We start from the raw sequence: 8,772 nt of genomic DNA, 5'->3' as shown, positions 1-8,772 counted from the left end.
TGTCTTTTTTTATTTTATATAATCTAATACAAACATTTCTTGTTATTATCAGCCAAAAGCTCTTTTTAAATTGACACATCATGTACTTAAATTTAATATTAACACATGAAGTTAACACAGCAGAAAAAATCATATTTATTGCAAAAAATACTACAGACTATAAGTTCCAAACCTACAATTTCATTTAAAGAACTTGCAGTTCACTGCAAACTTACAAGACAGACAGTTTCTACTTATGTAAAGGAGCTTGTTGAATCAGGCCGTCTTATAAGGAACAAGGGAGAAATCCATACTGCAGAAAGAGTATGCCGTACTTATGATGATTCCATGTTCAGGGATACTTTTGAACATGACTATACCTGGCTTAACGGATTTATGAGGAATGTAAGAAGATATGCTGATTCACCTGCCCTTTTTGATCCGGAAATCGGTCTTGAATACAGCTACAGTCAGCTTAATAAAGAAGCAAATAAATTTGCCCATGCCCTTCAAAAAAATCAGATTGGTAAAAATGATGTGGTAATGGCTGTCTTAAGGAACTGCCCAGCCTTTGCCATCAGCTATATTGGACCAAGAAAAACCGGTGCTATTTTACTGGCAGCAAATGTTCAGCTTGCAGCAGGAGAGATGGCACTCTTAATAGATCACAACCAGCCTAAGGCAATTATTTATTCACCTAATGCCCGTTCTTCCGTAACAGAAGCTGTAAAACTCTGCAAGCACAAACCTGCTGTAGTAATAATGGCAGACAATCTTGAAAAAGAAGAAATTCCGGAAGGCCATATTTCTTATGAAGACTTTACTCAGGGTATGTCAGAAAATGAAGTTCAGATAAACTTTCGCCCCCACATTTATGACGAAGTTTTAAGGCTTTGTACTTCCGGAACTACTGCCCTTCCAAAATCAGTTCCCATAAATGACATTAACGAAGTACTTTCTGCCCACGACGTAATCATGCAGTACCCTTTAAGCAGAATGGACAGAACCCTTAACATGACACCATGGTTTCACAGAGGTGGCTGTCACTGTGCAGGACCAGGACCGGCTTTTTATGCAGGAGCTTCTATTGTTGTAATGAGGAATTTTAAACCCCAGACAGCCCTTAGCTGGGTTTCTCAATATAAAATCACCTTCCTTATGGGTGCCCCTGCCAATCTTGAACTTTTAACAAGAAGCCAGGATAAAGAAAAGCTGGATATTTCAAACCTTAAGGGTATAGTTACCATGGGTGCTCCTTTAAGCAGGGCTGACTGCATCAGGTACAGCAATGCACTTACCCCAAATATCTTTAACGGCTACGGAACAACAGAAACCTTCTGGAATTCTTTTTTACGTCCCTACGACTTACCTGATGGTGCAGGTTCAGTTGGCTGCAGCTGCATAGATGATGAAGTAAGGGTTGTTCAGATTTATACAGACAGAAAGGCTGAACCTGATGAAATGGTTGACCATGACAGAATGACAGAAGGTGAAATCATTATTAAAAGTCCTGCAAAGTCTTCCTACTCTTATTATAAAAATGATGAAGTAACAAAAGAAAGATATTACAAGGGCTGGTACTACACTGGAGATACAGGTACCTGGGATGAAAAGTGGACTGTAACTATCAGGGGCCGTAAAGATGACATGATGGTTGTAAGCGGAGAAAACATTTATCCAAGTCAGATAGAAGATGCCATAAATGAGCATCCTAAAGTAAAGGACTGTATTGTCACTTCTGTTCCGGACAAAATCAGGGGACATGCTGTTGCAGCTTATGTTGTGGCAGATGACCCTTCCCTTACTATAGAAGAACTTTTTTCTTTCTGTTCTAATCATCCCATGCTGTCAAAATATAAAAGGCCAAGGTATTATGCTTTAATAAAAGAGATTCCGTGTACTGCAACAGGAAAAAAACTTCACTATCTTATGAGGGACAGGGCAAAGATTGATTTAGAAACCGGCTTTTTAAGAAGAGGATAATAAAGAAAGCTAAATTGTATAAAATATCGCATTGCATTATAATGTAATGCGATATTTTTTTTACAAACACATTAGAGGTAATTATGGTTATTTTAACACTGAACTGCGGTTCATCATCTGCAAAGTACCAGGTTTATGACTGGGACAACAAGGAAGTTATGGCAAATGGTGTTGTTGAACGCATTGGTATTGAAGGTTCATGCATCACACACAAAGCTAAGGGAAAGAAAACAGAAATTGAAAGCCCTTGTCCTACCCACAAAGAAGCAATCGAACTTATCATAAAAGAAATTACAGATCCAGAAGTTGGCGTTATCAAATCAATGGATGAAATCGGAGCTGTAGGTCATCGTGTTCTTCATGGTGGAGAAAAGTTTACAAAGTCAGTTCTTATTACTCCAGAAGTTCTCGACGGATTCAGGGAAGTAGTAGACCTTGGACCACTTCATATGCCTGCAAACATTATGGGTATTGAAGCAGCTCAGAAAGTAATGCCAAATGTTCCTCACTCAGCAATTATGGATACAGCATGGCACCAGACAATGCCAGAAGAAACTTTCCAGTATGCTATTCCACGTGAATGGTACGAAAAATATGCAGCACGCCGCTATGGTTTCCACGGAACAAGCTTCCTTTATACAGCAAAACGTGCAGCCGTTCTTCTTGGAAAAGATCCTAAAGACTGCAACCTCATCATCTGCCACATTGGTAACGGTTCTTCTATGTGTGCCGTTAAGAACGGTGTATGTTACGATACAACAATGGGTATTACTCCTCTTGAAGGTCTTGTAATGGGTACACGTTCCGGTGACCTTGACCCTGCCCTTCCTTTCTACATCATGCGCAAAACAGGAATGTCTGCTGACGAAATGGACAAGGCACTTAACAAGAAGTGTGGATGTCTTGGTATTACAGGAAAATATTCTGACCGCCGTGATATTGAAATTGATGCAGCCAAGGGAGACAAACTCTGTCAGCTTTCTATAGAAATGGAAGCCCTCCGCATTAAGAAGTACATCGGTGCATTTATGGCTGAACTTGGTCATGTTGATGCTATCGTATGGACAGCAGGTGTTGGAGAAAGAGGACCTATTACACGTATGAAGGCCTGCTCTGGTCTTGAAAACTACGGTATTAAAATTGATGCACAGCGCAACGAATGGTCATTCACTGGTAACGCAGAAACTTACATTCACGCTGATGATTCAAAGACAAAGATTTTTGTAATTCCTACAGATGAAGAGCTTGTAATGACAGAAGATGCTTACGCTCTTATGAAGGGAACTTACGATGTACATACAAACTTTAAGTACAGCTTCCAGTCAGCTGACTATGTAAACAAGGCTCGTGAAGAAGGACTTAAGGGAGACCTGGTTAAGAGACCTAACATTGCTAAAATCCTTGCCCGTGACATTATTGGTAAATAAGCTTAACAAAATAAGCTGAATTAAGCCAAAAGATATGCCCCTTAAAGCGGATTGATATGTATTCACTTTAAGGGGCGTTTTTATTTTAAACAAAAAAAAGCTGCAGAAAGTAAACACCTCCTGCAGCAGGAACTAAAAAACAGACTTACTGGCTGACAAATGCATCCAGCTGTGCTTCAGGTACAAAGCCGATATTTGTTGCTGTCTGTACACCATCCTTAAAAAGATAAACGGCAGGAACACTCATGATTCCAAGTTTCTGGCAAAGATTTGGAGCTTCGTCTACATCAACCTTATAGAAGTTAATGCTGCCGGCATGTTTTTCTGAAACCTTTTCTAAAACAGGGCCAAGCATCTGGCATGGACCACACCATGTTGCAGAAAAATCTACAACGCTTACACCGCTTTTTACTGCTTCATCAAATTCTGATTCTGAAATCTGTTTTACCATAAGTAACTCCTTGTTTTTATTTAAGATATTCAACAGCACTAAGTGCCGCAACGTTTCCTTCACCTGCAGCTTTAATATACTGATATGGAGTACCAGTAATATCTCCACATGCAAAGCAGCCTGCAATATTTGTCTTAAAATGACGGTCTACTGCTATGTGATTTCCGTCCAGTGCAATTCCCGGAATAAGCTGGGAAGGTTTAACACTGTCACGAAGAATAAATACACCGTCAACTTCAATCTCCTGATTCTTAAGAAGGAGGGACTGAACTTTAAGACCACCCTTAATTGAAAGAACAGAGTCTTCAATTACCTTTATATTTTCTGCATTAAAGCCAAAAGATTCCTTTTTGTAAAGAGGGATGTAATAAACCTCTGCACAAGTTTCTGCAAGAAAAGCTGCTTCGCTTTCTTCTTTTTCTGTCTGACCTATTACGGCAACTTTTTTACCTTTATAAAGGGCTGCGTCACAGGTTGCACAGTAACTTACTCCCCTTCCAAGGAAAGCTTCTTCTCCTTCGTATGCTTTACCAAAGTTTACACCGCTGGCAATTATAACAGACTTTGCTGAATAATTTTTTCCGGAACGGCAGGTAAGGCTAAAGGATTCTCCCATGGAATAACAGGCGGTAACCTGATCTTCCGTAATCTTTATACCAAGAACCTTCAGATGCTCCAGCATTTTTTTCTGAAAGTCTTCTCCAGTAATCTCCGGAAGTCCGGGATAATTGCGGACACCATGAGCCTTACTTATTTTATCGCTTAAAGAAGCAGTTCCCAGTAAAAGAACATTCTTATTGCGGACTGTTAAGGTAATGGCTGCTGATATTCCGCCGGGACCTGTACCAATAACTGCTACGTCATAAATCTGATTCTGAACGTCTTCCATTGTTTACTCCTTCTTAAAACTGATTGTGTACAATTAAATAATAGATTGTATACAATCATTTGTCAATAGTTTTACATTATTTTTTTTTACGGATACAAGTTCCTGCTTATTCATTGTACATTTTAAATTGATTTATGGTACACTAAAATCCATATGTCAGAAGAAAAAAATACAGCAGGCAAAATAAAAGCTGCCCTTTATCTTATTCCGGTTACCCTTGGAGACACTCCTTTAGACAAGGTACTGCCTTCCTACAATACAGAAATTATAAGGGGAATCAAAGACTATATCGTAGAAAGTACAAAGGCTGCCAGAAGATTCCTTGCACAAAATGACAAAAACCTTCCTATAGAAGATTTTAATTTTACAGAATTAAATGAACATACGGATTTAAAGACAATCTCCCACTACCTTGACCCCCTCATTAAACATAAAAGACCTATGGGAGTCATTTCTGATGCAGGCTGTCCGGCTGTTGCAGATCCAGGGGCTGCTGTTGTAGAAATGGCACAGAAAAAAAACATAGATGTAATTCCCCTGGTGGGACCTTCTTCCATGATTATGGCTGTAATGGCAAGCGGCTTTAACGGTCAGAGTTTTGCCTTTAACGGCTACCTTCCTGTTAAACCTGCAGAGAGGGCTCAGAAAATCCGTCAGCTGGAAGTAAGGGCTGCTAAAGAAAAACAGACCCAGCTTTTTATAGAAGCTCCTTACAGAAACATAAAGATGTTTGAAACAATTCTCCAGAGCTGCAGACCTGATACAAGGCTTTGCATTGCCTGCGGAATTACAACTCCTTCTGAATACATTCACACAAAAACTATTGCTGAATGGAAAAAAGAAGGAGCTCCGGATATAAACAAAATACCGGCTATATTTTTAATCTACAGATAAGTTAAAAAAAAGAGGATGCAAATGGAATCAATTATTCTTATGGGTATAAAGCACTGCGGAAAAAGCGCTCAGGGAAAACTTCTTAGTCAGAAACTCAGCCTGCCCTTTTATGATATAGACGACCTTATAAGTGAATACAATAAAATGTCTCCAAGAGAAATCTATACTTCAAAAGGAGAAGAGGGCTTTAAGGAAGCAGAAGCTGATGCCTGTAAAAAACTTGCAGACCTTCTTGCAGAAAAAAAACAGGATGCTGTAATTGCCACCGGTGGAGGAATCTGCAACAACAAAAAGGCCCTGGATATTCTTCATCCCCTTGGAAAATTTATCTTCCTCTGTACTCCGGAAAAAACTGCTGCCGACAGAATTATGCGTGAAGCTAAAAAAGGAAAAGACGGCAAACCAGAAAATCTTCCAGCCTATATTGCAAAAAAAAATCCCTGCTCCATTGAGGAAGCAAGGACTATCTTTCATGATTTTTATGTAGAAAGAATCAGTATTTACGAATCAATTGCAGATGAAAAGGTCATAATGAAGGACGCTCCTAAAAACGTAAACACTGACCAAATCATCGCAGTTATTTAGGATCAGCCGGCACAACCACCGCATCCGCCGCCGCAACCACCGTCACAGCTGCAGTCGCCGCCACAGTCTCCGCCGCATCCGCCTCCACAGCCACCGCCGCAACCGCAGCCCTGTGAAAGTGAAGCAAGTTCATCTTCTGTAGCTTCCCTTACATCGATTACTTCTACATCAAAGTGCAGTCTTACACCGGCAAGTTCGTGATTTGCATCTACAGTAACTGTTGTATCATTTACTTCTGTTACCTTTACAATCTGTGGACCGTAAGGAGTATCTGCCTGAAACTGCATTCCTACTTCTATAGGAGTTGAAGTATCAAAGTTTTCCCTTGGTACTTTTGCAATCATTTTTTCATCACGTTCACCATAACCATCTGCAGCTTCAAGAACAGCTGTAAATTTATCACCAGGATTTTTTCCTTCAAGTTCTTCTTCCAGTTTAGGAAGGAGATAGTTATTACCGTGAATGTAGCAGAGAGGTTCCTTTTCTACTGAAGTATCAATAAGATCTCCTGCATCATCTTTAAGTGTGTAATGAATCTGTACGAATTTATTCTTTGTAATCTGCATTATTATTCCTTATTCATCCTGAACAACTTCTGTAACTTCAGGACAAGTTTCCTTTAAGTAGCGTTCTACGCCCATTTTAAGTGTCATCATTGCCATTGGACAATCGCCGCATGCTCCGGTAAGACGAAGATGGACTTTATTGTCTGAATCAATACTAATGAACTCCATGTCTCCGCCATCTGCACGAAGCTGGGGTCTAAATGCTTCCAGGGTCTCTTTTACTTTTGAAACTAAAGCTTCATCTGCCATATCATGCCTCCATTGTTTTTATTAACCCAAGCTCTCAAGCTTACGGTTTATTTCTAGAATACGTGTATGAATGTAATGGTCTGCAGCAAATTTTTCAAGCACACCTAAAGCTTTTCCATCTTTGTCTACAACTGGAATTGCTTCTGTATCATTGTCCGAGAACATATCATACAGTTCCGGGAGTGTTGTATCAGCACTACAAGTACAAACCGGAATGTCCATAATATCAACGGCAAGAAGGGTTTCTGCCATTTCTCCAATTAAAAGGGTTTCCTTAAGATGCTCAAGGGTAATGATTCCTTCAAGAGTATCATCAAGGGACGACTTTACTACAAATGACTGATAATGATGTTTTTCAAATTTTGTAAGTACATCACGGATAAGTTCATTATCATTTACAATTGCATTGCTCTTAGGGTCACAGGCCTTTTCACTACCCCATTCAACATCAGAAACACGGCTGCGTTTAATAATGTCGTCTTCCGTAACATTCATGCCGGCCTCTTCTGCCTTAGTAATACCGTACTTAACAAAAACAGGTCCGATAAGTTCTGCAACAAAAGTTGTAGCTGTTACGATAAGAAGGATACTGTCTCCGATTGTGTCCTTAAAGTAGTTGCCGGCTGTAAGTGAAAGACCAATGGCAACACCTGCCTGACTTAAAAGACAGTATTTCATGTAATTCTGTACTGTAAGTGGAGCCTTAGTTATGTAAGCACCAAACCAGGAACCTATAGCCTTACCAAAAGTTCTTCCTACAATATAAAGAAGGGCAAGTACAATAAGAAGGGGTTTCATTTCCCATATATTCAGTTTGGCACCAACTACAACAAAGAACAAGACATAAATAGGTGGTGTGAACTTATTTGTGAATTCAAATACAGGACGTACATTTTTTTCTGAAAAGTTAGCAATGTAAAAACCGATACTCATGGCTGCAAGAATATTGCTAAGGCCGATTCTGTCACATACACCTGTACACAAAAGAAGAAGTCCAAGGGCAAAAGAAAGTACGCGGCCTTCTTCGTGCATAAGCTTTTTAATGATAAAGGTAAGTACCCAGCCTAATAAAAGACCAAAGGCAATTGAACCAAAAACATTGTAGGCAACATTAAGCATCTGTCTGCCAAAAGAAACTGCATGACCACCAAGAATAGGAGCTGCTACAGTAGAACAGATTGCAAAAAGAATAAGGGCTACTGCATCATCCATGGCAACCAGACCGTAAATCATTGTAGTTAAAGGACCACGGCTTCTGTATTCCTGAAGAACATTTGTAGTAGCTTCCGGTGCTGTAGAAGAACAGATGGCACCTAAAAGAATACCAAAACAGAATGAAAGCTGAACATCACGGGTAAAGAAATAACACGCAAATCCTGTAAGAAGTGCTACAAAAACTGCTGGTACAAGGGATTCAAAAAGAAGAACACTTACAAACTGTTTTCCCATCTTTTTTATAACATCAGTCTTAAGTTCTCCACCAACAAGAAAACCGATAAAGGCAAGAGCAATAATACTAATAGGATTAAGAAGGCTTACGATTTCCGGACGGATAAGCTGAAAACCAGAATCTCCGATAATAATTCCTACTATAAAATAACCAACAACCTGGGGAATTTTTAGCTTCTGAAAAAGATGACCTCCACAAGTTCCAAAAAAAAGCATAAGCCCTAATATAATTGCAACCTGAGGTCCCAGCTCTGAAAAATGCATGAATTCCGGAAGAACATTCATTAATGGATCTTTCAT

9 protein-coding genes are annotated in these 8,772 nt (G+C 39.5%); 4 read left to right on the top strand and 5 right to left on the bottom strand.

The features are described from left to right. Positions 1-105 precede the first annotated feature (105 nt). Both K6D58_RS03490 and K6D58_RS03485 read left to right on the top strand, forming a co-directional pair. Positions 106-1,962: an AMP-binding protein gene (locus K6D58_RS03490; protein ID WP_296827644.1), complete on the top strand. Its 1,857-nt coding sequence runs from the start codon at positions 106-108 to the stop codon at positions 1,960-1,962. Positions 1,963-2,045: 83 nt separating this feature from the next. After that, positions 2,046-3,389: an acetate kinase gene (locus K6D58_RS03485; protein WP_296827641.1), complete on the top strand. Its 1,344-nt coding sequence runs from the start codon at positions 2,046-2,048 to the stop codon at positions 3,387-3,389. A gap of 145 nt (positions 3,390-3,534) precedes the next feature. On the opposite strand, the gene trxA is transcribed toward K6D58_RS03485, so the two are convergent. Beyond that, the gene (trxA, locus tag K6D58_RS03480) at positions 3,535-3,840 is read right to left on the bottom strand and encodes a thioredoxin (RefSeq protein WP_296827639.1); all 306 of its coding nucleotides are present in this window, start codon (positions 3,838-3,840) and stop codon (positions 3,535-3,537) included. Between the two features lie 16 nt (positions 3,841-3,856). Further along, entirely contained in the window at positions 3,857-4,729 is an 873-nt protein-coding gene (locus K6D58_RS03475; protein ID WP_296827636.1) for an NAD(P)/FAD-dependent oxidoreductase, read from the bottom strand. A 153-nt stretch (positions 4,730-4,882) separates the two neighbouring features. On the opposite strand from K6D58_RS03475, the gene K6D58_RS03470 reads away from it, so the two are divergent. Together K6D58_RS03470 and K6D58_RS03465 are read left to right on the top strand one after the other, a co-directional pair. Further along, the gene (locus K6D58_RS03470; RefSeq protein WP_296827634.1) at positions 4,883-5,623 is read left to right on the top strand and encodes an SAM-dependent methyltransferase; all 741 of its coding nucleotides are present in this window, start codon (positions 4,883-4,885) and stop codon (positions 5,621-5,623) included. A gap of 21 nt (positions 5,624-5,644) precedes the next feature. Beyond that, a complete protein-coding gene (locus K6D58_RS03465) occupies positions 5,645-6,208 on the top strand; it encodes a shikimate kinase (RefSeq protein ID WP_296827632.1) in 564 nt (187 codons plus the stop codon). A 2-nt stretch (positions 6,209-6,210) separates the two neighbouring features. Here the strand turns inward: K6D58_RS03465 and K6D58_RS03460 are convergent, their stop codons facing one another. The 3 genes from K6D58_RS03460 to K6D58_RS03450 are packed head-to-tail and all read right to left on the bottom strand — an operon-like array spanning position 6,211 to position 8,772. Next, entirely contained in the window at positions 6,211-6,774 is a 564-nt protein-coding gene (locus tag K6D58_RS03460) for an FKBP-type peptidyl-prolyl cis-trans isomerase (protein ID WP_296827629.1), read from the bottom strand. A 9-nt stretch (positions 6,775-6,783) separates the two neighbouring features. Beyond that, positions 6,784-7,023: a NifU family protein gene (locus K6D58_RS03455; RefSeq protein WP_296827627.1), complete on the bottom strand. Its 240-nt coding sequence runs from the start codon at positions 7,021-7,023 to the stop codon at positions 6,784-6,786. A 21-nt stretch (positions 7,024-7,044) separates the two neighbouring features. Further along, a complete protein-coding gene (locus tag K6D58_RS03450; RefSeq protein WP_296827625.1) occupies positions 7,045-8,772 on the bottom strand; it encodes a cation:proton antiporter domain-containing protein in 1,728 nt (575 codons plus the stop codon).

Source organism: Treponema sp., assembly GCF_024696245.1.
Taxonomy (GTDB): domain Bacteria; phylum Spirochaetota; class Spirochaetia; order Treponematales; family Treponemataceae; genus Treponema_D.
Note: the sequence above shows the minus strand (reverse complement) of the source record. Positions and strands in the feature narration are given on the sequence as shown.

Excerpts from the sequence above, each read along its gene's own strand:
- K6D58_RS03475 (WP_296827636.1), bottom strand. The coding sequence starts at position 4,729 with ATGGAAGACGTTCAGAATCAGATTTATGACGTAGCAGTTATTGGTACA.
- K6D58_RS03460 (WP_296827629.1), bottom strand. The coding sequence starts at position 6,774 with ATGCAGATTACAAAGAATAAATTCGTACAGATTCATTACACACTTAAA.
- K6D58_RS03455 (WP_296827627.1), bottom strand. The coding sequence starts at position 7,023 with ATGGCAGATGAAGCTTTAGTTTCAAAAGTAAAAGAGACCCTGGAAGCA.
- K6D58_RS03490 (WP_296827644.1), top strand. The coding sequence starts at position 106 with ATGAAGTTAACACAGCAGAAAAAATCATATTTATTGCAAAAAATACTA.
- K6D58_RS03465 (WP_296827632.1), top strand. The coding sequence starts at position 5,645 with ATGGAATCAATTATTCTTATGGGTATAAAGCACTGCGGAAAAAGCGCT.
- K6D58_RS03450 (WP_296827625.1), bottom strand. The coding sequence starts at position 8,772 with ATGAAAGATCCATTAATGAATGTTCTTCCGGAATTCATGCATTTTTCA.
- trxA (WP_296827639.1), bottom strand. The coding sequence starts at position 3,840 with ATGGTAAAACAGATTTCAGAATCAGAATTTGATGAAGCAGTAAAAAGC.
- K6D58_RS03470 (WP_296827634.1), top strand. The coding sequence starts at position 4,883 with ATGTCAGAAGAAAAAAATACAGCAGGCAAAATAAAAGCTGCCCTTTAT.
- K6D58_RS03485 (WP_296827641.1), top strand. The coding sequence starts at position 2,046 with ATGGTTATTTTAACACTGAACTGCGGTTCATCATCTGCAAAGTACCAG.